This is a genomic window from Crocinitomicaceae bacterium, assembly GCA_016708105.1.
In the GTDB taxonomy this organism is placed as follows: Bacteria; Bacteroidota; Bacteroidia; order Flavobacteriales_D; family Crocinitomicaceae; genus JADJGJ01.
Window position 1 is genome coordinate 867773 of record JADJGJ010000002.1, and the last position, 26715, is coordinate 894487.

Annotated in this window: 16 protein-coding genes; 12 read left to right on the forward strand and 4 right to left on the reverse strand. The window is 36.7% G+C overall.

Features of this window, described 5'->3' with window-relative positions:
* Nucleotides 1-4: 4 nt before the first annotated feature.
* Both IPH66_14955 and IPH66_14960 read right to left on the reverse strand, forming a co-directional pair.
* Nucleotides 5-2512, reverse strand: coding sequence for a carboxypeptidase-like regulatory domain-containing protein (locus IPH66_14955; protein MBK7130643.1), 2508 nt, complete (start codon nt 2510-2512; stop codon nt 5-7).
* Nucleotides 2513-2644: 132 nt separating this feature from the next.
* Nucleotides 2645-4549: a M1 family metallopeptidase gene (locus tag IPH66_14960; protein MBK7130644.1), complete on the reverse strand. Its 1905-nt coding sequence runs from the start codon at nt 4547-4549 to the stop codon at nt 2645-2647.
* Between the two features lie 332 nt (nt 4550-4881).
* Between IPH66_14960 and IPH66_14965 the strand changes: the two genes are divergently transcribed.
* The 7 genes from IPH66_14965 to IPH66_14995 all read left to right on the forward strand — a co-directional run bounded on the left by IPH66_14965 (nt 4882) and on the right by IPH66_14995 (nt 15060).
* Nucleotides 4882-7011: a peptide MFS transporter gene (locus IPH66_14965; GenBank protein MBK7130645.1), complete on the forward strand. Its 2130-nt coding sequence runs from the start codon at nt 4882-4884 to the stop codon at nt 7009-7011.
* Between the two features lie 220 nt (nt 7012-7231).
* Nucleotides 7232-7954 carry a DUF2807 domain-containing protein gene (locus IPH66_14970; GenBank protein MBK7130646.1) on the forward strand — a complete coding sequence of 241 codons (723 nt, stop codon included), beginning with the start codon at nt 7232-7234 and terminating at the stop codon, nt 7952-7954.
* Nucleotides 7955-7975: 21 nt separating this feature from the next.
* A complete protein-coding gene (locus IPH66_14975) occupies nt 7976-8545 on the forward strand; it encodes an RNA polymerase sigma-70 factor (GenBank protein MBK7130647.1) in 570 nt (189 codons plus the stop codon).
* A gap of 9 nt (nt 8546-8554) precedes the next feature.
* Nucleotides 8555-9553 carry a FecR family protein gene (locus IPH66_14980; GenBank protein ID MBK7130648.1) on the forward strand — a complete coding sequence of 333 codons (999 nt, stop codon included), beginning with the start codon at nt 8555-8557 and terminating at the stop codon, nt 9551-9553.
* Nucleotides 9543-11426 carry a carboxypeptidase-like regulatory domain-containing protein gene (locus IPH66_14985; GenBank protein ID MBK7130649.1) on the forward strand — a complete coding sequence of 628 codons (1884 nt, stop codon included), beginning with the start codon at nt 9543-9545 and terminating at the stop codon, nt 11424-11426. The genes IPH66_14980 and IPH66_14985 overlap by 11 nt, the downstream gene beginning before the upstream one ends.
* Before the next feature lie 88 nt (nt 11427-11514).
* The gene (locus IPH66_14990) at nt 11515-13851 is read left to right on the forward strand and encodes a TonB-dependent receptor (GenBank protein MBK7130650.1); all 2337 of its coding nucleotides are present in this window, start codon (nt 11515-11517) and stop codon (nt 13849-13851) included.
* A gap of 3 nt (nt 13852-13854) precedes the next feature.
* Nucleotides 13855-15060: a hypothetical protein gene (locus IPH66_14995; GenBank protein MBK7130651.1), complete on the forward strand. Its 1206-nt coding sequence runs from the start codon at nt 13855-13857 to the stop codon at nt 15058-15060.
* 114 nt (nt 15061-15174) lie between these two features.
* Here the strand turns inward: IPH66_14995 and IPH66_15000 are convergent, their stop codons facing one another.
* Nucleotides 15175-17121, reverse strand: a complete 1947-nt coding sequence (locus IPH66_15000; protein MBK7130652.1) for a T9SS type A sorting domain-containing protein — start codon at nt 17119-17121, stop codon at nt 15175-15177.
* Between the two features lie 158 nt (nt 17122-17279).
* Complete coding sequence (locus IPH66_15005) at nt 17280-20537, reverse strand: VCBS repeat-containing protein (protein MBK7130653.1); 3258 nt, start codon at nt 20535-20537, stop codon at nt 17280-17282.
* 183 nt (nt 20538-20720) lie between these two features.
* Here IPH66_15005 and IPH66_15010 point away from each other — a divergent pair, with 183 nt between their 5' ends.
* From IPH66_15010 to IPH66_15030, 5 genes are all read left to right on the forward strand, one after another.
* Nucleotides 20721-21965: an anthranilate synthase component I family protein gene (locus IPH66_15010; protein MBK7130654.1), complete on the forward strand. Its 1245-nt coding sequence runs from the start codon at nt 20721-20723 to the stop codon at nt 21963-21965.
* A gap of 48 nt (nt 21966-22013) precedes the next feature.
* The gene (gene tilS / locus IPH66_15015; protein MBK7130655.1) at nt 22014-23330 is read left to right on the forward strand and encodes a tRNA lysidine(34) synthetase TilS; all 1317 of its coding nucleotides are present in this window, start codon (nt 22014-22016) and stop codon (nt 23328-23330) included.
* Nucleotides 23331-23635: 305 nt separating this feature from the next.
* Nucleotides 23636-24910 (forward strand): acetyl-CoA hydrolase/transferase family protein, encoded by a 1275-nt coding sequence (locus IPH66_15020; protein ID MBK7130656.1) that lies wholly within the window; start codon nt 23636-23638, stop codon nt 24908-24910.
* Between the two features lie 55 nt (nt 24911-24965).
* Complete coding sequence (locus IPH66_15025; protein MBK7130657.1) at nt 24966-25685, forward strand: CAP domain-containing protein; 720 nt, start codon at nt 24966-24968, stop codon at nt 25683-25685.
* 23 nt (nt 25686-25708) lie between these two features.
* A complete protein-coding gene (locus IPH66_15030; protein ID MBK7130658.1) occupies nt 25709-26680 on the forward strand; it encodes a hypothetical protein in 972 nt (323 codons plus the stop codon).
* The last annotated feature ends 35 nt before the right edge of the window (nt 26681-26715 follow it).

Genomic DNA, 26715 nt, shown 5'->3' on the forward strand with positions numbered 1-26715 from the left:
ATCTTCAATAACTCCAACTGTTGGAGAATGAGTTGTAGAAGTCAAGCCCAAATTTAAAGTTGAGTTGAACTGAAGGGGCATTATTTTCTCTCATCACATAAAATGCAGAGACTTTGAAAAGCTGTTTTTTGATTTTAAATTTTCGCTCAATACCAGCATAAAATTCCAGATGTCTGTAATTGAGTTCATCAATTAATAAGATACCACCACCTGCAACTAATTCAATTTTTGTTTTGTTGATAAGTGGAATTTTATCTGTGATAGCACCATTGAAGTGATGTATAACAAAGGCTTGCAAATAGGGGCGTGCGGTGTGCATGGTGCTGTCAAGTAATTGAAGTGATTTGAGTGGATTTGAGAAAAAGAAAAAATCTGAACCTCTGAAAAATTTATGTTCAATAAATCTGATTGCGTCAATATCACTCCCTAAAAAACTACCGGCAACAAAATTCCATTTCATTTCACCAAAGGTGCCTATTGTGACATTGTCCGATGCGCCAAGTTCAAGAAATGAAAAATTCACATCACTGCCAAATAGATTAGGCACACCAATTTTATAATTTAATTTCAGTTCAGGATACTCAGTTCCAATGATTATTTTTTTTCCTTTTTTATAGATGTATGATTGTTTAAAACGGTACGCCAATTCAAGTTCAAAAATAGATACAGTATAGGTTTCAAAAGGTTTTGCTTGAATGTCTGATCCAATATTTTGCATCAATGAATCAAGCCATGGTGCACGCGCAAGTTCTGGCACTGCAATGCGTTTAGAATAGTCATAACTCACTCTTCCATATAATCCATTTACAATTTCATATCGTTGCCCAACAGCAAAAAATGTTTTTCTCACAAAGTTGGATGATGCCCCGGTATTCACAATAGATTCATAATTATTTACGAGATCATACACATCACCACCGGCAATTCTGAAACTTCCGAAATGTTTTGGTAAATAAGTGTATTCAACACCTAACATTCCCTTCAAATCTTTGTATTTGAAACCATAATCAATTTCACTATTGATGCTGATTTTTTGTCCGTTTTCAAATTCTTTGGAGTACATGCCGGAAATTTTATGCCGATAAGGACCAAATCCAAAAAACTGAGGTTGAGAGATTAGTGGAGCAATGTAAATTTCTTGTCCTTTTTCTCTGTTTCTAAATCCAACTCCGTTAAGTAAAAAATCCCAGACAGTGAGTTTGTTGTATACGGCGTTCACACTGTCAATGTATTCAAACGATGTGAATTCGCGCATGATACTGTCTTGCTCATGGATGTAGAGAAGTTCTTCAGGTTTTAGTTGAATTGGACGAACATTTTCCCAGTAGAGTGAATCTTTGTCAAATGCATCATCATGATATGACATCACAGAATTTTTAAATTGTTTATGATCAAATCCGGCGTTAAAAATATAATTGCTGTGTTGCACTCGGGTATTTGCCATTATTTGATCACTACCGTCATTCATTGTATAAATAAACTCACGTCTTACCACCACCCATTTGCCATCAACAAGTTCATAGTCATGAATAATTCTGAACTCTTTGAAGTAGTCCATTGCGGCCGGATTGATTGACAAATCAAATGATTTAATCACCCACAAACTATCAATGATATAAATTACACCTGAAAAAAGCGGACCTTCTTTGAAGCGTGGCTCCACTTTAATTTCATAAATTTTTTGTCCGTTCTCATAAAAAATTCCGCCAAGATTATACTTGTAATTCAAGAATGCATTCACTGCAACCGGAGACACTAATTGTTTAGATGAAATTTTTGGTAATTCAATCAAGTTTTGATATGGATCTACATCACCATCTTGTACTTTTTCAAAAAAAATGTAGGGATTATATTCAATTACCTGATTGGGAATTAAATTATCTGCATTGCTAAAATCAACTGATACCACCATGGTGTTATTTGCCTTTTCAGCGTAGTCATGATGTGCTATAATATCTTCGTGATAGGTTGCGTTTTGCTCAAAATGTGTGACAGAATAAGATTCAATCAGGTTCATTCGCTGTTTCCCAAGTGTATCTCGTGTAGCTAAAAATGGCAATCTGTTTTCTTTCTCAAGAGATGTTTTTATGTAGGTATTGCATTGATAAGAGTCAAATTGTTTGCCTAGATTTTTTTTATTATCAATGACATGACCAATTATTTCTTTAGCTAAATCACGCGTGTCAGAATAAACTTCAACTGTACCCAATTCGGTGGAACTTTCTTTCAATGTGATGCTGTGGTAAGTGATTTGGTCTTTAACGATAATGGTGTCTGAAGTTTTTTCAAAACCAAGCATGGAAAATGTCAGCACGTAGGTTCCGGCAGATGGAACTTCAAGGAAATAATTTCCCTGAGCATTGGCAGGTACTCCGTAGGTAGTGTTTTCCAAAGCAACACGCACACCGGGAATACCTTCACCATATTCATCTGTGATTGTGCCTTTGATGGCGAATTGCGCATTCACCGTTAAGGTAGCAAGGCAGCAAATAGCAAGTAGAATTTTTTTCATGCAGTTCAAAAATAGCAAATCAGTTTTAGTGTTGTTATACTATGTGGCTCACACTACATAACAGCACCTGTTTTTTACATGTTCTGAACTTGTGACGAATTTAGGTATGCAAAAGTTACTTTAAGGTCAAAACTATTCTTCCCAACCTAATATTTCATCAATGGTACCTGATGACACGGAATGATAATTGGGTCTTGCTTTTGCGTAAATTTTCTTTGCAAAGGCTAAGCCTGATTCTGTTTTTGCCAACTCTTCATAAATAGGTTGAAGGTATTTTCTACGACCCACGGTAATGAGAAATTTTTCCATGTATGGATTGATTTTATCATATCCTTTGCGCAGTGAAAGCTGATACCATTCAGATTGAATTTCTGCATTGCCTGAATTGCTGAAATTAAATTCTTGATCAAGCATAGCCAAGGTTGTCACATCAGCATTATCAGGGATGTGGCGTATAAAATGCATCCACTCTTGTGTTGTCCATTTTGATTTGTCAATGCCTAATTCTTTACCAGATTTAACCGTGGTTACCAGCAGTGCTTTTTCATCCACTTTTGCAAATCGGTCTGATTCAACTTTTATACAATTGTCCGGAATTCCTTCACCATAAATCCAATCATCTGTATTGAATTTAAGTTTATTTGGTTCAAGCAGATTTTTATTGAGGTAATCAACAAACATTTCAGTTGTCACAGGTTGAAATTCGTAGGTGGCAAAATAACTTTTCAAAAACGGATCAAATTTTTCACGTCCGGCAAGTGATTCTAATGTTTTAAGAAATAGAGCACCTTTCACATAGGCAATAGTAGTCATTCCTTCATCCGGGTCACGACCATCAAGGTTAAGTTTCAGATGAGTGTCTTCAGCTTGTCCGCTTGAAATTAAATCTGCATTCTCTAATTCCAATTCTTGATTTTCAATACTCAATAACATGTCTGCATACTCTTTCCCATATACTTCTTCCATGATTCTGTTTTCAATGTACACGGTGAAACCTTCGTTGAGCCAGAAATCATCCCAAGTAGCGTTGGTTACCAGATTGCCTGACCAAGAATGAGCGAGTTCATGCGCAATGAGAGAAACCAATGAACGATCACCGGAAATAATGGTTGGTGTTGCAAATGTGAGTTTAGGATTTTCCATTCCACCAAAAGGAAATGAAGGAGGCAAAACAATGATATCATATCTGCCCCACTTGTACTCTCCATATAAACCTTCAGCAGCAATTACCATTTTTTCAACATCCACAAATTCGTAAACGCATTTATCCAGCATGACAGGTTCAGTATAAACTCCAGTGCGTTCACCCAAACTTGCAAAGGAGAGGTCACCCACCGCCAGCGCAATTAAATACGTTGGTATAGCCTGAGGCATGTCAAAAGTATATTTTCCATCAGCACTTTTTTCTGTTGGATTATTGGCGCTCATAACTGCCATCAAATGTTTTGGCGTTGTGATATTGGCTGAATACGTGATGCGTTTCAATGGAGTATCTTGGCAAGGAATCCAGGTTCTGGTTAATACAGCCTGACCTTGCGTATAAAGATATGGATGCTTTTTACCGGCTGTTTGCTGCGGGCTGAGCCATTGCAGTGAGCCAGACTCAGGAGATGTTTCATACCAGATTTTAACTTTTTTTGTTTCCGGTTTAATTGTAACGGTTAGTGGAGAACCAAGCAACTCGTCATCTTCACCCACATTAAAAATAGTAGATGAGGTGTCTTCATCCAATGTTACTTTGAAGATTTTTTCATCATTCATGTCAAATACCATTTGAGATGAATGAGCAGGATTTTCAATGGTGTGTTCAACAGATCCAACCAATTTATGTTGATCAAAGTCTACGGTTAAATCCAAATGAAGATGGCTTGAATAAACCTCATTCACATTAGAATATGAATGCTTGTCTTCAAGTATAACCACTGAGTCAGTTGAGATTGAATCTTGGTTTGATGATTGATTATCAGCAGATGTTCCACCGCATGAAGCCAGTAAGAAAACCGGCAAACCGGTCAATACAAAGGGTTTAAGGGACATAATTACAGTTTAATCTTCTTTTCGGGCGTCAAAGATAGAATATCCAAGGGCTCGCAGCAGCATAATTTATATCAATGCCCTGATCGCATCGTTAAATATTCATATTTAGTGGATTAAGCTAAAAAACCCGAATTAAATTGGTTTAAACAAATAATTATCATTTTATTTTGATTAATTTCACCGCCTCATACTTTTCAGGTTGTGCAAGGAAAAAACCAATGAAAAGACGATTAGATTCAAAGTGAATAAATTGAGTCAGCGTTTTATTTGGATAGATAAGAAGTAGAAGGACGAAAAGTAAAGTTTACTCAAAAAACGACTTCAGTCCGATTATGCACACTGATCAAAGCACAGAAAAGTTTTTTCAATCTAAGGTTTTAGGACATCCTGCCGGTTTATTCGTTTTGTTTTTCACGGAAATGTGGGAACGTTTTTCATTCTACGGAATGCGGGTATTGTTGGTGCTGTTCCTTACCATGTCTTTTATTGGAACAAATCCCGGGTGGGAATTTTCAAGCGGTGAAGCAACTGCTTTATTTGGAACCTATGCCAGCTTATTATATCTGACGCCTATTATAGGTGGTATTCTTGCTGATAAATTCCTGGGTTATAGAATGGCCGTTGTGGTTGGTGCGTTGATCATGACGCTGGGACACGTTTGCATGGCGCTTGAAACTGAGTTTTCTCTTTATTTGGGATTAGGATTATTGGTTGTTGGTACAGGTTTTTTCAAACCAAATATCACATCCATAATCTCTACAATGTATAAAGATCTTCCAAAGAAAAAAGACGGAGCCTATACCATTTTCTATATGGGTGTAAATGCAGGGGCATTTTTTGGAATGATGCTTTGCGGATACATTGGGGAAAAAGTGGGTTGGCAATATGGTTTCAGTCTCGCCGGTATCTTTATGTTACTTGGCGCACTTCAGTTCTGGTTAGCTAAACCGTTGTTTGGAACTATAGGTGATAAACCGGTTAAAGGTCAAACTGACAAAGCAGTTGAAGAGGTTAAAGGAGTTGAGCTTACAAAAGAAAGTGTACTTGATAAAGCAACACAGGCCAGAGGATACAGACCAAACCCTTTTACACTTGTTGATTTAATTTTAGTAGCCATTTCGGTTTCAGTGGGATTGGTATTTATCATCAATGACCCTATGTTTAAAATTAGTGGCTTCTCTATGTTGCCACAAGAGTTAAATATTGGTGGATCTAAATTCAACGGACCTTTACTTATTCTGGTGATTTTTGGTTTACTGCCATTTCTTTTCTTGATCATCAGTCGTATTATTAGATATGATCAAGTGGTTAAAGGGCGCATGTTTGCCGTAATGGGTTTTGCTATTTTCCTCATCTTTTTTACGCTGACTTTTGAGCAAGGAGCTACTTCGTTAGTATTATTTGCAGATAATTTTACTGACAGAGTACTTGTTGGTAATTCAGCCATTGTATTTAATGTGGTTAATATTCTGCTAACGGTTGGACCGCTGTTAATCATTTCTTGGGTTTTGTTACGATTATTTATTGAAACCTGGGCTGAAATTAAATGGTCAAACATTGTTTTAGGTACTAGTTTTGTTTTGGTTTGGATCATGGCAATTTGGATGATCAATCGTGATTTATCTACCAAAGCGTATGAGTTCAAAACACAAATGATTTCATATCAAACTACTAATCCTGATGATGGCACCACTAGTATCGTGTATGAAGATTTTACTGATTCAACGGTTGTTCAGCAAAATGAAAAGGTAATAGATACTGTTCTCACCTTTAATGAAATTGAAGTGATGCAGCCAAATGCGCCTGTTAGATTAGTTTTTGAGAATGGAAAATATGAGCGATTAGATGCAACAGAAGAGGCAAAGTTGAGCCAGCAAATGGATTTACATAAACGACCATCACCTATTATTACCGGAACGGTGGTTGATGCAAAGGCAGGTGGAGTTGAAATTGCTGCATCATGGTTCAGCATCCTCAATTCATTTTTCATTATTGCGTTGGCATCTTTCTTTTCGCGTTGGTGGGAAAGTAAATACAACCCAAGTCCTGCAATGAAATATGCTATTGGGTTATTTTTTATAGCATTTGGTTTTGCAGTGATGGCTTACGGTTCAATTCCTATTGGAGATGGAACTCATAACATTCGCGTGAACATGGTTTGGCTAATTATTGCTTATTTCTTGCATACCTTGGGTGAGTTATGTATTTCTCCGGTGGGCTTGTCCATGGTGAGTAAATTGGTTCCGGCGCGTATGATTGGATTCATGTTTGGTATGTGGTATCTGGCCATAGCCATAGGGAATAAAATCGCCGCATCTTTAGGCGGTGCCATTGAACCGGTGGTTGCTAAATATGACATGATGACTTTCTTCCTGATCTTTACCGTTATCGCAGCGTTTTCAGGCTTAATTGTTATGTTGCTGAATCCATTGATGAAACGATGGATGGGCGGGGTGCATTGATGGATTGGTCGCTTCTCTTGAGTTGTTTCTCGCATATTTTCAGTTAAATTTTTTATAGGATTTATTCCAATGAGGAGTCAATTCTAATATCCCAGCACTTTCATTTTAATGCCATTTTCTTCTCCAACAAAGGGGCAGGAAAAAATCTTTCAAAATTTTTTTTAACCTGAATGGGGGTTAAGTTTCTTTTGATTGTCATACTAGAAACAATACAAAAAATATGAGAAAATTAATTATAGCTGTTGTCATTCTAACCGCTGCAACATCTTGCAAAAAAAATGGTATTTTCTGTTACAATGGTAACGGTAACATAATTACAGAACAGAGACAACCCGGTTCATTTGATGAAATAGAATTAAGTATGAATGCCGATGTGCACATTTCTCAAGCTTCAACTTATTCAGTGAGTGTAACAACAAGTGAAAATTTAATGGACATTATTAAAACAGATGTAGATGGGAACACGTTGTGTATTGAAACAAAGTCAAACAAGTGTATTGGACATCATGATGAAATTGATGTGTTTGTTACCATGCCGGTTGTTCGCCGAGTTAAAATTTCAGGCAGTGGTAATGTAACTTGTCAATCAGCTATCAATGTGAATGAAATTGAACTTATCATTACTGGAAGCGGGAATATTTCTATGGATAGTTTAACAGCTGTGATTTGTGATATGACCATATCAGGCTCAGGAGACATGGAAATAAACGGAATAGGTTCCGGCTCAAGTCAAAACATTAATATCAGCGGTTCAGGTAGCGTGAACACCATAAATCACGCATTTGATGATGTTGATGTGAACATTTCGGGCTCTGGTTCGGCTTCGGTGTGGGCAACCAATAGTTTAAAAACAAATATTTCAGGCAGCGGTGACGTTGTTTATAAAGGAAATCCAATTATTACCAGTTCAAATTCTGGTTCAGGATCAGTGCGCCCTTATTAACGGAATACATGCATTCAATGTATCTTTGTTCATCTGGAAATAACTGAGTCCATATCCATTACAGAATTTGAAGTGATTTTTAAAAATCATTATCAGGAGTTGTGTGCTTATGCTAACTCTTTTATGGTTGACATAGATTCATCAGAAGAAATTGTGCAAGAATTGTTTGTGCGATTTTGGGAACAAAGGGAAACAAAAGCTATTACAACGTCAGTTCGCGCTTACTTATATACTGCTGTCAAAAACGCCTGTTTAAACCAATTGAAACATTTGAAAATAAAAGATAAATACAAACAAGAACAGGAGCGCGAATTGACGTTTAATTCTTCTCATGACCAACATGGATTAGAAGTATCTGAATTAGATCAAAAAATTCACGCTGCAATTAATTCATTACCTGAAGGACGAAGAAAAATATTTATCCTGAGTAGGTTTGATGGATTGAAGTATCAAGAAATTGCCGACAAATTGAATATTAGTATTAAAACAGTAGAAAATCAAATGGGCGAAGCCTTGAAATTTTTAAGAATTCAACTAAAAGATTTCATCGTAACTGTTTTGATAATTGTAAAATTATTCACGCATTTATAACATGAGGGTATGAGTGAGATGAATAGCAAAATAAACGAGGCTCTGTTGATGGCATACATTAACAATGAACTTAGTGAACTAGACAAAAATCAAGTTGAAATTTGGCTGAATAATTCAATTGAGAATAAAAAATATTTTGAAGAGCTAAAAGAAGTCTGGATTCTCACGGGTAAAGTCAAAATAAAACCGGTTGATGTCAATACTAGTTTAGCTTGGCATAAAATCAGTGAGCGCATCAATACTGCAGAGCAATCACCAAAGAAAACCAAGGTGATTTCAATGCGTTTAATCTATGCAGCTGCAGCAGTTGTAGTAATTTTATTTGGTTCTGTTGTCTTGATTAAATTCATCTCAAAAAACAACGACCTTATTCAATTGTCTGCAAAAAAAGAGGTAGTGATTGACACCCTGCAAGACGGATCTGTTATTTCATTAAATCAAGGATCTCAGTTAGAATATCCGGCTGAATTTTCATCTGATGAACGGCGCGTTACTCTACATGGCGAAGCATTTTTTGAAATCACACCCAATGCTCAACAACCCTTTATTGTGGAATTAGATCACCAAGCAGAAGTGAAGGTTTTGGGAACTTCATTTAATATTGAGGAATCAGATTCAACTACTACGGTATTTGTTAAATCAGGCAAGGTAGAATTTAAATCAACTGAAAATAGTGTCATTTTGTTGCCCGGAGAGAAAGGTATTATGAACTTTGCTGACGGTTATGTCAGAAAAGCCTCTCAAAATGAAATTGATTTCAATGAAATTTATTGGCTTGATCAAAAGTTAAATTTTGAAGATCAACCACTAGATCAAATTATCTCAATTTTGGAGTCAATTTTTGAAGTTAGTATCTTGTTAGAAAACAATAAGGCAGCCAATTGCAGATTAACAACTCATTTTGAACGAGAGAGCATTGAAGAGATACTGGAAGTCATAGCTGCGTCATTTGAAATGGAATTGATTAAAACTAAAAATGGATTTATATTGAAGGGTAATGGTTGCTAAATATCTGTTTATAATATTCAGTATTACTCACTTTAGTGGATGGGCAAAAAGTTCAGTGGAAATCCCTACTTCAAATTTGTCTAACACGATATTGGAAAGAAAAATATCTGTTGATGTTGTTGATCTAAAATTAGTCAAAGTTTTACAAATCATTGAACAAAAGGCATACTTCAAATTCTCATACAATTCTACTTTAATAGAAGAGTCAAAACTGATCACCCTAAAAGTACAAGATGAAACAGTTGCTAAAATTTTGTACAAAATATTTGGCGATGAATTCAGATATAAAGAGGCAGGAAATCATTTGATTCTACTCAAAAATCAAGAAACATCAAATGAAGATGTGAAACAAAAATTCTATCTTCAATTCAGCGGGCAGATAATTGACGCATACACCGGTAAGCCCTTGTCAGGCGTGAGTATTTATGATGTTGAATCACGTAAGGCCAGGCTGTCTGATGAAAATGGTGCTTATAAAATGACCATTGAATCTGATGAAAAGATGAGGGGATTTTATTTTAGTAAAGTGGGGTATCATGATACTACCATCGTGGTGCATTCTGATAACCCTGAAATCAATCTTGAACTAATTCCTTTAAATCCTGAAATTGAAAAATTGCCAGGCGCAACAATTTCAACTATTGATTTTCCGATAGAACAGCGACCTGTGAGCAAAATATTTGTTCCACAAGAATCATTTGTACATGCTGAGAATTTGAAAGCAATTAAAGAAACGCGTATTGCCCAAATTTCATTTATTCCAACGTGGAGCATTGGTTCTGATTTGTCTACCAACGGCCTCATGATAAATCGCTTTTCATTCAATGTTTTGGGTGGTTATGCTAATGGTGTGGATGGCTTTGAATTGGGTGGATTATTTAATATTGACAAGCAAAAAGTACGAGGTCTGCAAATTGCCGGAATTGGAAATATTGTTGGAGGCACAACTAGCGGACTTCAAATTGGCGGCATTTCAAATATTGTTGGTGATACAACAAACGGATTACAAATTGGTGGGATAAATAATGTTGTACGAGGTCATTTTTATGGTGTACAAATATCAGGTATATCCAATGTGGTTACAAAAGGTTTTGATGGTTTTCAAATAGCAGGCATTAATAATTTTGTTCGTACCTCTTCACGTGGTTTACAAATTTCAGGCATTAATAATATTGTAATGGACACCTTGTACGGCGGACAAATTGCAGGCATTGGTAACTGGGCAAGAAGAGGTGTAAATCGTTGTCAAATTTCAGGTATTGTTAATCTTGCTAACATAAATACCGGTGTGCAAATCACCGGAATTTATAATCATTGCCGCGTAAATGACGGCATGCAAATTGGGTTAATCAATTCCTGCATTTCAGGTTCAGGTGCCGCACTTGGCTTGGTTAGTTATTGTAAAGAGGGATACCGTTCTACTGAATTTGGCGCAAATGAAGTGGGACATTTACAAGTCAATTTTAAATCAGGAGTCAACAAATTGTATAATATCTATTCGCTGGGTGTAAATTTCATTGATAGATCTAGAATTATGGTTGGTTTAGGACTTGGAACCAAATGGCATGCCGGCAAAATATTTTCTGTTTCAAATGAATTGATTTCTTATTTAGTTCAATTTGAAAATTTCAACGCATTTCAAGGAAATCAATTTCACCGATATCAGCTAACATTTGATTTTAGGTTTGCAAAATGGTTTACTTTTTTTATTGGTCCTTCCGCTAATATCGGTTTTTCACGCACGCAAAGTGATGAGGGCGAATATCTCCATTTCATGAATTATCAGCCTGTCTATGAAGCTGATTTCTCTGACTCTCAATTGCAGTTTTGGATTGGAGCCCAAGCAGGCATTAGGGTTGGTATTAGAAGATAGGGTAGACTATTCAAATTCAAAAATATTTTCATTGAAATAGGGGTAAGCTCTTTCATGATTGTCTCATTAAAAACAAAACGAAACAATTATGAAATTAAGTATTCTGATATCTCTATTTTTTTGCTTTACAGTCATTCAAGTTCAAGCGCAATTTACGCAAACGGTGAGAGGAACCGCGGTAGATTATGATTCTAAAATACCGGTTGTTGGAGCTAAGGTAATTGTTGTTGGAACTGATCCTTTACAGGGTTCAATCACTGATGCTGAAGGAAATTTTAAAATTGAAAAAGTTACTGTTGGCAGAATTGATTTAAAAATTTCAGCCATTGGTTATCAAGAAATATTTATGTCTGGTTTGTTGGTTGAATCAGGCAAAGAATTGGTTTTGAATCTTGAAATGACAGAAGATATCAAGTCGCTGACAACGGTGACTGTTACTAGTGAAGATAAAGATGAATCCATTAATAAAATGGTTACCGTTTCAGGGCAAATGTTTACGGTTGATGAGACAAATCGGTATGCGGGTTCATTCAATGATCCGGCACGTATGGTTTCAGGTTTTGCGGGTGTTACCGGTAATGCTGAAGGGGACAATGACATTGTGGTAAGAGGAAATTCTCCCAAAGGAATTTTGTGGAGATTAGAAGGAATTGATATTCCAAATCCAAATCACTTTGCCAATGAAGGAGGAACCGGTGGACCAATCAGTGCTTTGAACGGAAGCATGTTGGCAAATTCTGATTTTTTTTCCGGAGCCTTTTCACCTGAATACGGAAATGCTTATTCCGGTGTGTTTGACGTTAGATTCAGACAAGGGAATAACGAGAAACGTGAGTACAGTTTTTCTTTTGGAGTAATGGGAACAGATTTTACCGTTGAAGGACCTTTCAAAGTGGGTTACGGGGGATCCTATTTAGTGAATTATCGGTATTCCACCATTGCACTGTTAGACAAAGCAGGCATACTTGATTTTGGTGGAATACCAACATATCAGGATGCATCATTCAAAGTAGTTTTACCAACAAAAAAAGCGGGTACTTTTTCATTGATTGGTTTGGGTGGTATTTCTTCAATTTTTCAGTCTGATGAAGATGAAGAAACGTTAACTGTTTATTCAACTTATGATTTTGGTGCAAATCTGGGAGTAATGGGATTGAAACATACTTTCATGTTTAATGACAAAACATATCTCAAGAGTTTTATCAGTGCATCTACCTCATCTAGTACCGGACGGGGTGAATGGTTAAATGCTGATAGCTCAGCTCTTTTTCTTGCAGAGAGAGAACTATTTCAAGACAACCGGTACAAAATTTCATCAACTATACATCATAAAATGAATGCAAAAAATTTGTTTCAACTGGGGGCAATTTTTACGGTGTTGGATTACAATTTATACTTAGAAGAAGACTATGACAATACCGGCATATTTACTCGGCTTGTAAACGGAGAAGGAAATTCATACATGGCGCAAGCTTATGCCAGTTGGAAACATCGTTTTGGTAACAATCTAACAATGATAAGCGGACTACATTATTTACATTTCTTTCTAAATAATCAGAGTTCTTTGGAACCGCGGTTAGGTATTAAATATCAAATAAACCCAAGAAATTATATCTCAGCAGGGGCAGGTTTGCATGGTAAAATTGAAAGCCTGTCTACTTATTTGTTCAGCGAAAAACAAACCGACGGAACTTATCTATTGCCAAACAAAAATATCGGCTTAACAAAATCAGCGCATTTTGTTGTTGGTTATGGCTTGCAGTTAACTGAACGATGGAGATTCAAAACAGAATTATACTATCAACATCTATACAATATTCCGGTTGAGAATGATACTGCGAGTTCAATGTCATTGCTGAATTTTTCAAATTGGTTTCCTGATGTGCATCTTGCAAATGAGGGAACAGGCAGAAACTATGGAATTGAATTCACCCTTGAAAGAAATTTTGAGAAAAGTTTTTATTGCATGGCAACCGGTTCAATTTATCAGTCGAGCTTCACTGCTTTGGATGGAATTGAAAGAGATTCAAGATATGATGCAGGTTATGCTGCAAACTTGTTGTTGGGTAAAGAATTTTTGTTCGGGGAAAATAAAAACAATGTGATTGGATTGAACGCTAAGGTTTCTTTTATTGGTGGAAATCGTTACACACCAATTAATCTTCAGGCTTCTCAAGATGCCGGATATCCTATTTATTCTGACAAGACACTTTCTGAAAAGGGAGACGATATTTTCTTTATCAATTTTGGAATTACCTATCGGTTGGATAAATCAAAAGTCAGTCATTCTATTAAGTTAGATTTTCAGAACCTCACTAATAACAAAGCACGAGTGAACGAATATTTTAATTCAAGAACTAATCAGATAGAATACTCAACACAGCTTTCTTTTATTCCAAATATTATTTATACCATCAAATTTTAATTTATGAAATCAAAAATATCTTTTTTAACCTGTACATTTCTTCTTTCTTTTCAAGCGCTGTCACAAGCTGATACAACGGTTATTGTACACAAGTATCCTAAACTATTTCCGTCAGATGATTCAAGTAATACTTCACCGGTTCAAGTGAGTTTTATTTATCCAATGGGCACCAATGGTATACACTCTCCACAAGTAGCTAATAATTTTTCATTTAACACATTATATGGAGTCAACGGTGGTGTCAATGGATGTGAAATTGGTGGATTGGTAAATGTAAATACTGCCGATGTTAATGGAATTCAAGTTGGTGGAATTGCAAATATTACCGCAGGAGCATCAAAGGGAACTGTTATTGGAGGCATTGCAAATATTGTGAAAGATTCTACTCAAGGAGTTTTTATTGCAGGAATAAGTAATGTCGTGGGAGAATCTTCATCAGGTTTTGAAATTGGCGGAATTTCCAATTCTGTCAACGGAAATTTTGACGGAGGGCAAGTTGCAGGCATTGCAAATTATACCCATGGCTGCATGGATGGATTTCAACTTTCAGGAATTGCAAATTTCAGCAATGGTGATTTGAATGGAGCACAAATCAGTGGAATAGTCAACACGGTAAATGGCAATGTGAATGGAACACAAATAGGTTTGATCAATTATGCTGACACGGTTAAAGGAACTCAAATTGGATTGATCAATGTGGCAAAATCCGGAGAAAATTCGTTAGCAATTGGCTTGATCAGTTTAGTACACAACGGTTATCATGCGCTGGAATTTTCTACCAACGAATCAATCTACGGGCAGTTGGCGTTGAAACTTGGTGTGCCTCAATTCTATTCTAGTTTCAGATTTGGAATTACACAAAATAATGACGAAGGAATTTTAACTTACGGCTATGGAATTGGCTCAATGATCTCATTAAATGAAAAAAATAAAATTGGTTTTGACCTTTCAACTAATCAAACAATCACCAATTTATTTACGTATGACTTGGATCTTTTAAACAGATTTGAAATTACCTACCGACGGTTTATTGCCAAACATTTTGAGCTTTTCGCCGGACCTGCTTTAAATATTTATGTCTCACAAACCGAGGTTGAAAATAATTATGGAGTCTTGCGCATTCCTTATACCTTATATGACGAAAATTGGTCTGATGGGCGCGTGGCAATTTGGGTTGGATTACAGGCAGGTTGCGCTTTGAGGTTTTAACTCAAATTGATTTGATTTGATAAGACATGTATACAGAAAATAATTTGATCACGCGGATAAATCATCCGACTGCTTTGTCATGCATAAATAAATCTCTTAGCCAAACAATCCAACCTACTCCACCACAATTTTGCTTTGCGTGCTTGATGTTCTGAAAATATAAGTACCACAAGAGAGCGTGGTTAGATCTAATTGATTTTGCCCTTCGTTCAAATTTCCTTGTTGTACAATTTGTCCGCTGGTGTTGATGATTTGAAAAAGATCAGCTTGTGATGATTCCACGGTAATTTGATCAGTTGCAGGTACAGGGAAAATTTTCAATTCAGTGCTCGGTTCATCTTGCAGGTTAACCAATGATGTGTTTTGTGTAATGGTTCCTGTTTGATTGATGATATCATTGTTGGGATCAATTTCAACAGAAACTATTGTGCCCGGGAAACCGAGATAATGCAAACTGCTTGCAGCATTGATGTCACTCAAACGGAAGTAGGATGTATTTCCCATATCATCTGTAATGGCAATTTCAAGATCATTGGTGAAGAAAGGAGTGACGCCCGGCATTGATACAACTTGATCAAGTTGAATATACACGGAGCTGTTTATTTGATTCCACTCTATACTATAAGTTGGATATCCTTCACCATAATACCATTCATTAAAGTAGTTGGTGAAATTCATTCCGGTTACTGATTCCAGAATAGTTTTAAAGTCTGAGGCGTGTGCTGTGCCATCTGCAAAAACTTGCTGATAGGTTTGAAGCACTTCAAAAAACAAGGCATCATCATTAATTAAAAAACGAAGAGTGTGAATGATAGATGCGCCTTTGTTATACACTAATCTTCCGCTGAAAATTGCATCAGGGTCAAGCGAATCTTCAACCCAAACGCTGCCGCCCGGTTGTTCCATCACGTTATCATGTCTGCTTTGCAAATCAGCAATTTCATCACCCGGATAAAAATATTCCAACATGAGATGTTCAGTATACGAAGCAAACCCTTCATTCAACCAAATATCACTCCAGCTTGCGCAAGTGACGTTGTCTCCAAACCATTGGTGCCCCATTTCATGTACGGTTAACCCATCATCAAACCAGCCTTGTGTTGTCATGGTTTGATGCTCCATGCCTCCACCAATAGGCGCCATGCAATGACCATATTTTTCTTCATGAAAAGGATACAAGCCATAAAGCGTAGAAAAATATTCAATAAAATCTGCGGTGTTATCAATTTCATCTTGAAAGTATGGAAGTGTTGCCGGATTATTGTACACATAATTTTGAATGAGAATTGGATTTGGTGCTCCAACCGGATTAGCATAAATAGAATAATCAACATACTCTGCAACAGAAATTGAAATCAAATAATAATCAATAGGGTAATTTGATTTCCACTCATAGCGGAATAAACCTCCACCCATGTCAGTGATGGCAGTGAGCACACCATTACAACCTGCTTTGTTGGGTGATGTTGTTGTCACAAAAGTATAAACAGAATCTGCCTTATCGGTCAAAGATTGTTTGCACGGAAACCACTCAAAAGCACTGAAGGGTTCACTCAATGTCCAGGTGACAACATTTCCCCAGCTGGGTGAATTATCATTACTCATACCGGCACCTCCCAATGGATTTGATGCAGGTGTTGGTGGTGTGCCACCGTAAATTATTTTCATATAAAATGAATCTCCCAATCCAAAACTTACCGGCACAATAACGGCAGATCCAACACGGGTGAATGGCATTGAAGTGACACCATCAAGTAAAATATCTGTAATGGTTAAATCTTCATGCAGCTCAACAAGAAATGTATCTAGCACAGCCACTTTGCTTGTTACATGAATTTCAACAGACCCGTCAATATCTGTTGACGTATTTTCTAATGCTACATCTAAAAAATAAAAATGTACATCATATTCTTCAGTCAACTCAATGTATTCAAGAGGTAAGGTGTTTGATCGTTCATTCATCATATTCCTTGATTTCATCTGTGCACAATGCATACCGCTTTGAGCGTTTGAAACTAATCCGGCAGTGAGCAGGAGAGAAATGGCGATAATTTTTTTCATTTTATTTTAGTTTTTTGAGATGCCGTTCAACGCTTTCTGAATTGATAGGCGACTAAAATTACGAAACTTTCTGTGAGAAATGAAGTTTTTATGATCAACGGCATGAACCATTGATTTATCAGCTTTATAGATAGGCTGATTAGTGGCTGTCAAATCCTCTATTGAATACTGAATAATTGCACCAATCCATTGTTGTTTGCAACAAGTGCACCTATCGTACCATCTTTTCCAAGTTTAATCATGCTCATGCATTTGGCATCACCCGGCACAAAAAATTGTGATGCTGTTTGTGGGGTTATACTGAATGATCCATCCGGTTGTTGTACCATTTCAAGGCCACATCCTGCATCATAACGCGTAGTTTCAACTTCTGATCCGTAGCGGTTACCAATGGCAAGAATATCAGATTTTCCATCATGGTTTATATCTAGTACCAGAAAATCATTGATGAAAGATAACTGCGCTTCATTGCCAAAAGGCGAAAATGTAAAATTGCCTTTACCGTCATTATAAAAAATTCCACTTCGGAATTCAGTTACCCGATAATGCAAGGCGCTATCTAATTTTTCTTTGCTGTAAATCTGATACAAATCTGATGTTGCAAAAGCCTGATAGGTAGGAAATTTTTCAACTAAGAAAGGCATTTGACTTGATGAACATTCCCTGCCGCGCACGGGTAATAGATGCTCATTTTTGGTGTGTGCCAATACAATGTCTAGAGTACCGTTGTTGTCAAAATCATTGGCGTAAACATCAATTGGACGATTAGTTGATGCCTTAAATTTATTGTTGAGTCCGGCGTTGCCAGCCAGTAAATCTTGATCACCGTCTTGATCAATGTCAGCAGCCGTTATGCATGACCACCAGCCGGGCATATTTATTCCTGTTTGTGCTTTGGTAAATTTTCCTTTGTCACGAATAAATACCGTAATGTCCATCCATTCTCCAACCACTACAATGTCTTTATCTTTATCACCATCTACATCAACAAATTCAGCATCATTCACCATTCCACAGTATTTTAATTCCGGCGCAATCTGATCTGTAATATTGTAGAAAAATCCTTTTTCATTCAGTAAAATACTTGTAATTCCGGGGAAGGGATATTTTCCGGGAGAAGCTTTTCCGCAAATTAATAAATCAGTATCACCATCCAAATCAATGTCTTCACCAATCACTTTACCTGAATTAAATGCATCTTTTGGCATGGCATTTTTTACATAACCAAATCCGCCTTGTCCGTTTCCAATATACAAGCGGTTGATATAATTGCTGTCACCTTGTGCATATTCATATCCGCCTGATGTGATGATGATGTCTTTGTATTCATCTTTATTTGCATTAATAACCATAATGCCTCCGTCTTCACATCCCTGATGATTATAAAAAGCCGGTGAAACCACCTGACTAAATGTACCTTCTTCTTTTTGTATATAAACCTGTGGAATTTTTCCAACGGCTGATGATAAAATAAAATCTTCCAAACCATCAGCGTTTAGGTCGCTCACTGCTAGTTGTGGCCCTGCATCACTCATGCGATGAGGCAGCAAGGTTTCAGTTTTGAAATCATCATAATCATTGTCTTGGTAAATAATTTGTGGAAGCAGTTGTGCAGATATGTCTTGAATATTTACATCAAAATTGATCAAGTCTAATAAAGCCAAATCATGTACTTCAATATCTTTCAAACGAATTTTTATGGTTTGATCAGGTGTAATATTTTTAATCATGGCATAGTAAACGGGTAAATCAATCACAAGATCTTTCGGTTCATCATTTTTATCCCAATAGAAGAAAATATTTTTTTCAACGGATGATTGATAGCCACGCACAAAATTTGCTTCTTTAGCTTGTGTTGTTTTTTTTGTTGTGAGTAGAAATTTGGCACCGCTTATTTTTTCATCCGGTATTTCTGACAAATCAAGTTTCAAATAGTGATTGCCGTTACTGGTTGTATTCTGATAGACTGAAGCAAAATCATCCACATTATTCAATACTAAATCCAGATCACCATCATTGTCAAGATCAGCGTATGCTGCGCCGTTTGAATTCAATTTTTCATCAATACCCCAGTCAGCCCTTTTATCTGCAAATTTCAAATCATGCGTGTTTCTGAAGAAGAAATTTTCAATGCGCACTGAAGGAATCAATTCAAGTAATTCCATCACGCTGATTTGATTTTTTTTCTCCAGTTGTTGATTGATGAGGTATTGAATGTCATTGTTTTTTGTGTCACGTTTGTAGCCGTTCGTAATAAATAAATCTAACCAGCCATCCATGTCAATATCCATCAAAAGAGGTGCCCAGCTCCAATCAGTTTTTGCTACGCCGCTGAATTGAGCAATCTCTTGGTAAACGCCTTTTCCGGTGTTTAGGTGAAGCATATTGTGCATGTATTGGTAGCCCCAACCTAACTTAACACGTGCCCAGAATTTTGCCGGAGTCATAGAAGCCATATTGGTTTTTGATCGTTCATGTGAATCAAAGGCCATGTCTACAGAAATGTAATCCAGATAGCCATCATTATTGAAATCACCTACATCATTTCCCATGGAATAATTAGATGTATGTTTAAAATAATTTAGGTTTTCATCTTTAAATGTTTTGTTTTTTTGATTGACAAAAACGTGATCAGGTTCATCAAAATCATTGCAGACAATGATATCTGGATACGTGTCATGATTGATATCGGTAATGGCCAACCCCAAACCATAACCAAACTCAAAAATGCCGGCTTGTTTTGTGATGTCAATAAATTTACCGTTTACATTTTCAAGCAGGATATCACTTTCTACTTCACCTTTGAGAATGGTTGTGATATAAGTTGAGAAGTCAGATTTATGCATAAATTTTCCCGGATGTCCCATTACGTATAAATCCAAATCACCATCGTGATCAAAATCTAGTGGAGCCGCCTGTGTATGATGACCGGCCAGATCAAGACCATACGATGCAGCATCTTCAATAAACTTTCCGTTTTTTTGATTGATGTATAGAACATTTTTCAATTTTTCAGAATTAGTATACCAACCTGATCGGCATACATAAATATCTTGCCAGCCATCTGCGTTGATATCAACAATGCACACGCCGGTACTCCAACCATTTTTAGTGATGCCGGCTTTTAACGTAACATCTTCAAACGTAAAATTTCCCTTGTTTAAATAGAGTTTATCGTCAGTGAAATTTCCGGTGAGAAATATATCTTGTAAACCATCTTGATTAAAATCAATGATACCCACACCACCACCGTTGTACAAATAATCATACATGGTGATATTCACAGAGTCAGTTTCAGTGATGTCATTTCTGAATAATATGCCTGATTGTTCTGAGGGAATTTTGGTAAAACCTTCTTTTTGTGCTTGTGTGTAAAAAGCAATACCAATAAAAATAACAAAGATAGGCTTGCGCATAATCAATTAAGATTTTAAGTGAAGGTACTAAAAACTATGGGATTCATGAATATTATTGACTATGGAAATGTTTGTGAAAATAGCCTGCAAATCAATAAAGCATTACTTGATTCCTATTTTCTGCAAGCGATTAACTTTGCATTACCTTCAGTTTTTTTTGAATACTGATTGGCTACATAAATCATGCAAACAAAAGAGATTCATAACTATTCATGGCAACAAATGCTTGAGGCTGTTGAACCAAATCAAGTTGTTCTTTTGAAAAATTCTGACCATGATTTTATCTTGGCGTGGAATTTTACGCACGCATATCAGCCGGACAATACTGATTTTTCTTTTTCTGATTTACAACAATTTATTGATCAGCATACAGGAAAATATATTTTTGGTTATTTAACTTACGATATCAAAAATAACATTGAACCATTTTTGCAAAGCAAGCATGATGATGTTGTTCAATTCCCAATTTGCCGCTTTTTTGTAACAGAAAATGTGGTTGTCAGATCTATTGAAAATACTACTTATTATGGAAAAATATCACCTGAAGAATTGATAGAACTATTTGGCAAGAGTAAAAAATCTGTCTCATCAAATAGCAATCAAGTGGCTTTGAAAGAATCAACATCACAAGAAGAGTATATCAGAAATATTCAAAGCATTCAGCATGAAATTCAACAAGGAAATTTATACGAAACAAATTATTGCATTCAGTATACCGGTGGTGTAGATGAATTGAATACCTCTAACGTATTTTCAAAATTGAATCAATTGGCTGATGCTCCTTTCTCGGTATATATGCAAGATGAAACACATGCTGTGATGTGCGCTTCACCTGAACGCTATATTTGTAAAAAGGGCAATACACTGATTTCACAACCAATCAAAGGAACAGCGAAGCGTGGCGAAAATACCGCGCAAGATGATCAGCTTAAAAAGGTGTTAGAACGTGATGCAAAAGAACGATCAGAGAATATCATGATAGTAGATTTGGTGCGGAATGATTTTTCAAAAATTGCGTTAAAAAATTCGGTGAACGTAGATGAGTTATGCAAGGTGTATAGTTTCAAAACGGTGCATCAGCTGATATCTACCATCTCATGTAAAATAGATTACGGCACATCATTTACCGATGTGATCAAAGCCACTTTTCCTATGGGCTCAATGACCGGTGCACCTAAAATTGCCGCAATGCAACTAACTGAAAAACTTGAGAATTTTAAAAGAGGTTTATACAGCGGTACAATTGGATACATTGAACCCAATGGCGATTACGATTTTAACGTAGTGATCAGATCAATTTTACATAACCGTAAACTGAAAACTGTATCTTGCAGCGTGGGTAGCGCAATTACCATACATGCTGATGCTGCCCGTGAATACGAGGAATGTATGCTCAAACTGCGCGCATTACAATTGGCACTAACCTGATTAAAAATCTATTAAATTGGATGAGTGTCAGAATAAATTGGATAGTTTATGTTAAGTAAGTTTAAGAAAAATATTGAGGATCATTTTAGTCAGCTGACATCGGCAAAAATATTTCTTGCCATCAGCGGAGGAAAAGATTCAATGACCTTGTCACATCTTTTGAATGAGGCAGGCCTTAAACATTGTTTACTACATTGCAATTTTCATTTGCGTGGAAAAGAATCTGATACTGATGAACAATTCTTGCTCACATACGCTTCAGCACATCAGTTGGAAATTTTTGTCAATCATTTTGATGCCGCCAAATTTGCTGAAGAGGAAGGAATGACTATTCAAGAAGCGGCCAGAAAACTGCGATATGACTGGTTTGATACTTTTCTGCAAGATCATAATGCTTACTTGCTTACTGCGCATCATTTAGATGATTCAATTGAAACATTTTTTATTAATTTATTCCGCGGAACTGGTTATCGTGGACTTGCCGGTATACCGCCAAGGAACGGAAAAATTATGCGACCCCTGTTTAATTTTACAGCGGAAGAAATTTATAGATATATTGATCAGCAACAAGTGGAGTACAGATCTGATTCAACCAATGCAAAAAAAGATTATCAGCGCAATAAAATCAGGCATGATCTGATGCCTGAATTACATTCACTTGAACCATTGTTACACGGAAAAATGGAAAATCTTTTTTCAGAATTGAATGAGCTGAAAGATTATTTCAACAGGACATCTATAGAATATTTTAATGAACACGCAACCAATACGAATGGCAAAACAGTGATTCCACTGAACAAGGTTTTGAATCTTCATCCCTTTCTGCGTCAACAGATTTTTTACGGGCACGGAATTCATAGAAAAAATGTTTCGGAGTTTGAAAAATTTCTGCAATCAAATACCGGGGCAGAATTTATTGCCGGGAATCATCGTTTTCTGATTGATCGTGATCAGCTCATTTTCTCCTTGAGTGAAGCTAAACCTATACCAATCTTGACCCAAATACAAGCCTTGCCGGTAGAATTGTACAGCGGGAAAAATACAATTCGTTTTGAACAAAAGGAAAAGTTCAGTCTGATAAAAAATTTCCCATCCATTCAACAAGTTGATTTTCATTTATTAAAATTTCCGCTCACCTTGCGCAATTGGCAACAAGGAGACAAAATGCAACCATTAGGCATGCAAGGAAAAAAGTTGATTTCAGATGTTTTAATTGACAAAAAAATATCACGCACAGACAAAGAAAATCAGCTGGTGCTTGAAGATGCAAGCGGTGAAATTATTGCCCTAATTGGCTTGGCTATTGCAGATTCTTTTAAAATTACTGAGATTACCAAGGCGATTTTGGAAGTGCAGATTGTTTGAATAGCTGCGAGTCAAATAATTTGATCGAGGATAGTACCCGAATGTTGCAATACTCTTTTGCGTAGGCAAATTTCATTGTCCAAAATTGAAAGATAGTATGAATATTTGATAACACGGGTTGCAAGAAATGATCGTTCTGTAGGCACAGGTCGCGACCTGTGCCTACGTGAGGAATTTTCATTTACAACCCAAATAATACGTACCAAATTCTGTTGTTTATTTAATGATGATGTACTCAATAGGAATTGAAATTGAAGTAAAACTCCCCAATTGCAATTATCTTTGATGACATCTACTCAATAACAATGGAACCAAATTATATATCTCCCCAAGAAGCGGTGGCAAAGATTACAAGCAATAGCCGCGTTTTTGTTCAGGGCAGCGCTGCGACACCGGCAACCTTATTGCGAACTTTATTCAGCCGCACTGATCAATTGAAACAGGTTGAACTTGTCAGCATTACTACACTTGGAGAAAATATTTTTTCACCGGAAAAACTGAAAGACCGTTTTTTTATCAACTCACTTTTTGTTTCTGATAATGTAAGAAAAATAGTGAATGGTGAAGGAGGCGAATATGTCCCTGTTTTTTTAAGTGAAATTCATTTGTTGTTTGAGCGTGGAATTTTGCCGCTTGATTATGCATTGATTCACGTTTATCCACCTGATGCGCACGGTTTTTGTTCATTAGGAACCTCGGTAGATATTGCTCGTGCTGCGGTAAAAAATGCACGTTGTATAATTGCTCAGGTAAATCCAAAAATGCCGCGTACGCATGGTGATGGCGTTATTCATATACGTGATATACACGCTTTGGTAAAGGTGAATGATGATTTGCCTGAAGTATCGTATGCTGAATGTCAGAATGGTGTTTCACTTGAAATTGGAAAACATTGTGCAGGCTTGATTGAAGATGAATCTTGTTTGCAAATGGGTATTGGGGCTATTCCTGATGCAGTATTAACGTGTTTGGGCAATCACAAAAATTTGGGCATTCATACCGAAATGTTTTCTGACGGAATAATTCCATTGGTTGAAAAAGGCGTCATTACCAATTCTCACAAGAAAAAACACCGCGGAAAATTAGTTACTGGTTTTATCGCGGGTACTAAAAAATTATATGATTTTGTAGATGATAATCCTTCAGTTCATTTTCTTGAAATTTCGTATGTCAATGATCCGCATGTGATCAGATCAAATCCAAAAACAGTTGCAATTAATTCTGCAATTGAAATAGATCTTACCGGTCAGGTATGTGCAGATTCAATTGGAACGATGCAGTTTTCAGGAGTTGGCGGTCAAATGGATTTTATGCGAGGCGCTGCCTTGTCACCGGGTGGCAAACCCATCATTGCCATGCCTTCAACAGCAAAGAATGGCGAGTCTAAAATTGTACCTTTTCTCAAACAGGGGGCAGGCGTTGTAACAACTCGTGCGCATGTGCATTATGTAGTCACTGAATATGGTGTGGCCAATTTGTTTGGTAAAAATTTGCATCAACGCGCTAAAGAATTGATTAGAATTGCCCACCCCAAACATAGAGATTGGTTGGAGATGGAAACCAAAAAAAGATTTGGATAATATTGTAAATGCTAAATTCACAATGATTAATATTACGCTGTAAATACATGACGATATGAAAACTAAACATCCTTTATTATCTCTTTTTTTACTCATGGTTTTTATCCATTTCTTATCGTGTGCTACGCACCCAAAAGAAGATTCATCAACGCGCTTTAACGTGAATGATAACAGTGAGACTGAAATTAATCAGTCAAATACTAATACTACGGAAGTATCTCTCGGATCTGATGATACCCTTGGCGCAGTATTTTCTGCTGATGCTGTTAGCTTATCAAGTGAAGAAGAAAAAATGTATAAGTTGATTATGGCATATAGAGTAGAGAATAATTTGTCTGAAATTCCATTGTCAAAATCATTGACCTTTGTTGCTCAACAACACTGCAAAGATTTGTATCACAATCGGCCTGACAAACCTAAAGAGTGCAATGCACACAGCTGGTCAGCCAACGGTGCATGGACTGCATGTTGCTATACATCTGACCATAAACAGGCAAATGGTATGTGGAAAAAACCATCTGAGTTAACACAGTATACCGGTAACGGTTATGAAATTGCCTGCGGAAGCTCAAAAGTAAATGCAGATTATGACATGACTGCTGAATACGCTGTTGATAGTTGGAAAGGAAGCACCGGACACAATAATGTCATCTTGAATAAGGATGGTTGGGATGGTTTTCCTTGGGGAGCAATAGGCGTTGGTATATATAAGGGATTCGCTTGCGTGTGGTTTGGCCAGCAAGAAGATCCAGCCGGTGTTATCACAATCAAATAATAATATTTCAAAAACGCTGTACCATGTATAAGTTGATTTTTTCTGTTTTCGTGCTGACATTATTTTCTGCCTGCAGACATAAGAGTGTGAATTGTGACGTGGCTTGCACGTATGAGGAAGAATTACTTTTCCAAACCGGATTTAACGGAACATCACTGACAAATGGAGAATATCAGAATGCGGAATTTAGTGGTACCGACTCTGATTTACCTGATCATGCAAGTTGGGAAAATTTTATTGAACATGCAGATATTGGATACGTTGAAATTGGTTATGAAGATGGTAATGATGCGCAACGAAAAGCATTGATTACTGCTGATCCTGATTCAGCAGCAAATCAGGTATTGAGTTTTAGTATTACTGAACCGCATATAAAAGAAGCTTCACATTATAAGGGCAGAGTTCAGTTAAGTGTTAACGAGAATAAATGTATTCGTGAAATTTATCAGACGGTGCGGTTAAAATTGCATCCTGATATGGCTTATTTGAAAGAATGGGATGAGCGAATGCCATGGTTAACTTTGTTTGAATTTTGGAATAATGCCACTTGGTCAAAAGAGAAAAATACTTTCAGAGTCACAGTGAATTTGTTTAAGGATTCGGAAGGACCGGTTGATGCTATTCATTTTCATGTCAAAGCGGATCATCAGAAATGCAAGGTATGCGAATGGAAAAGTGATTGGGAAGAAGAAGCGACAAACTTTTCTGTTCCCTTTGGTGAGTGGATGAATATAGAACTTTACCTAAAAGAAGGAGATGATAATAATGGTAGGTTTTATATGGCGGTCACACCTGAGAGCGGAACCAAAGTAGTATTGTTTGATCTGACAAAGCGCACGCAGCATGAGAATGAAAAATGTCCTGATGGTTTTACGCATTTCCAACCTATGAAATTATACACATCAGATAAAGTGATTGAGTACATGAAAGCAGGAAATAAAAAACTTGAAATTTTCTGGGATGATTGGAAATTGTATCGCAACAAGCAGTATTAAAGGTGAAGAAGGGCGTTGAAAAATCGCCCTTCTTG

Coding starts and splice junctions, on each gene's coding strand:
- IPH66_14955 (MBK7130643.1), bottom strand. CDS start 2,512: ATGAAAAAAATTCTACTTGCTATTTGCTGCCTTGCTACCTTAACGGTG.
- IPH66_14960 (MBK7130644.1), bottom strand. CDS start 4,549: ATGTCCCTTAAACCCTTTGTATTGACCGGTTTGCCGGTTTTCTTACTG.
- IPH66_14965 (MBK7130645.1), top strand. CDS start 4,882: ATGCACACTGATCAAAGCACAGAAAAGTTTTTTCAATCTAAGGTTTTA.
- IPH66_14970 (MBK7130646.1), top strand. CDS start 7,232: ATGAGAAAATTAATTATAGCTGTTGTCATTCTAACCGCTGCAACATCT.
- IPH66_14980 (MBK7130648.1), top strand. CDS start 8,555: ATGAGTGAGATGAATAGCAAAATAAACGAGGCTCTGTTGATGGCATAC.
- IPH66_14985 (MBK7130649.1), top strand. CDS start 9,543: ATGGTTGCTAAATATCTGTTTATAATATTCAGTATTACTCACTTTAGT.
- IPH66_14990 (MBK7130650.1), top strand. CDS start 11,515: ATGAAATTAAGTATTCTGATATCTCTATTTTTTTGCTTTACAGTCATT.
- IPH66_14995 (MBK7130651.1), top strand. CDS start 13,855: ATGAAATCAAAAATATCTTTTTTAACCTGTACATTTCTTCTTTCTTTT.
- IPH66_15000 (MBK7130652.1), bottom strand. CDS start 17,121: ATGAAAAAAATTATCGCCATTTCTCTCCTGCTCACTGCCGGATTAGTT.
- IPH66_15005 (MBK7130653.1), bottom strand. CDS start 20,537: ATGCGCAAGCCTATCTTTGTTATTTTTATTGGTATTGCTTTTTACACA.
- IPH66_15010 (MBK7130654.1), top strand. CDS start 20,721: ATGCAAACAAAAGAGATTCATAACTATTCATGGCAACAAATGCTTGAG.
- tilS (MBK7130655.1), top strand. CDS start 22,014: ATGTTAAGTAAGTTTAAGAAAAATATTGAGGATCATTTTAGTCAGCTG.
- IPH66_15020 (MBK7130656.1), top strand. CDS start 23,636: ATGGAACCAAATTATATATCTCCCCAAGAAGCGGTGGCAAAGATTACA.
- IPH66_15025 (MBK7130657.1), top strand. CDS start 24,966: ATGAAAACTAAACATCCTTTATTATCTCTTTTTTTACTCATGGTTTTT.
- IPH66_15030 (MBK7130658.1), top strand. CDS start 25,709: ATGTATAAGTTGATTTTTTCTGTTTTCGTGCTGACATTATTTTCTGCC.